Here is a 1,687-nt window from a genome sequence, read left to right as displayed (position 1 = left end):
TGAACTGCCCCCCGTCAAGTAGACAGCGGAAATAATAAAAAATGTATTAAGCGGCTTGAGCCCTAAATTCTAAAGGACTCAAGCCGTTTAATCGTTTCTGATAACGATCGTAATTATAAAAATGAATGTAGTCATCAATCGCTAGTTTTAACCCTTCATATGAATCGTACTTATGTAAATAATACTTCTCACACTTCAATGTGCCCCAAAATGATTCAATTGGTCCGTTATCAATACATCGACCAACACGAGACATACTTTGTGTCATATTGGCTGTTTCCACAATTCGCTTAAATTCCTTCGATGTATATTGAAAACCTCGATCACTATGTATTAATGGCTGTTCGCCTGATTGTAATGATTGAATAGCTGATTTTATTGTTTTGAAAACAAGGGAATTATTATTCGAATGACCTAACACATAACTCACTATTGAACCATCATATAAATCGATAATAGCACTTAAATAAGCTTTTTTTCCGTTCCCATACTTAAACTCTGTGACATCTGTACACCATTTTTCATTTGGCTTTTCCGATGTAAATTCTCGTTTTAATACGTTCTCCGCCACATGATGCGCTAAGGATTTACGATAAGTTTTGCGCTTTCTCCTAATAACAGACTTCAATCCACTAATCTGCATTAAACGATAAATACGCTTCTCATTAACCATCGGTTGATTATTTTCTTTTCGCTGACGATTGATTACCAACGTCACACGACGATAGCCGTAAATACCATCTACTTGTTGATAAAGGAGATGAATGTCCTTTAAAATTGCTTCATTTTCAACTTCTCTGTTAGAAGGCTTGCGACTTAGCCACTTATAGTAAGCAGCACGCGAAACACCTGCGATTTCACATAGTAAAAGAATCGAAAGTTCTTCCTTTTGATGTAATTCTTGAATCGCTAAATAGCGTTGTTGTAGACGAATTTGACTTAGCGACGCCTCCTTTCGATTTCCTCTAACTTTTTTAAAAATAGATTTTCTGCACGTAAGCGTTCATTTTCACGCTCAAAACGTTGAATCTCTAATTTCAATTTCTCCTCAACGGTTAATTCGACTTCATCTTTTGTGCGACCACGGCGATCACGTAATCCCTCTTCACCGTTCGTTTCAAATTTCTTCGTCCATTGATACACCTGTTGATACGAAACACCATAGGTGTGAGCTGCCAACTGATAATTTTTCTGGTGCTTCAAACAGTACTCGACAATCTCAGTACGCTCCTCAAAAGTTGTCTTTCTTCTTTCTGTCATAGCTTGACTCATTCCTTTACCTGAATCTTTTAATTCACTATGACCAGTATACTTTTTTACCCACCTTTTTAAAACTGAGGTACTGCTAATCTCATATTTCGCCAACACCTCCATCTGTGAATAGTTCCGTTGAATGTAGTCTTCTACAGCCGCTAATTTTAACTCTTTAGAATAGAATTTACATGAAGTAGCTTCTTGTAATCCTTCACGTCCACCTGCCTCATATTTCATTTTCCATCTATGAAAAGTTTGATGGTCTAATGAAAACCTTTCACACAATTCATTGATAGAATAGTGACCTTCTTCGAACAATTGAAGGATATGTAGTTTTAACTCGAGTGGATGTTTGCTTCGCCCCATAAAAAATACTCCCCTTAGATAAACAGATTTTATTTTTTAATCTGTCTACTTAATAGGGAGCATATCA

At 36.4% G+C, this 1,687-nt stretch carries 1 protein-coding gene; it reads right to left on the bottom strand.

Translation table 11 applies throughout. The features are described from left to right. Window positions 1–46: 46 nt before the first annotated feature. Window positions 47–1,620, bottom strand: a protein-coding gene (locus ACVYAD_RS24925; protein WP_476428282.1) for an IS3 family transposase whose coding sequence is annotated in 2 segments (ribosomal slippage) — window positions 47–978 and window positions 978–1,620 — 1,575 coding nt in all. Because the reading frame shifts where the segments join, the coding sequence is not laid out codon by codon here. Between the last annotated feature and the right edge of the window lie 67 nt (window positions 1,621–1,687).

This window comes from Lysinibacillus sp. G1-3, assembly GCF_056322905.1.
Note: the sequence above shows the minus strand (reverse complement) of the source record. Positions and strands in the feature narration are given on the sequence as shown.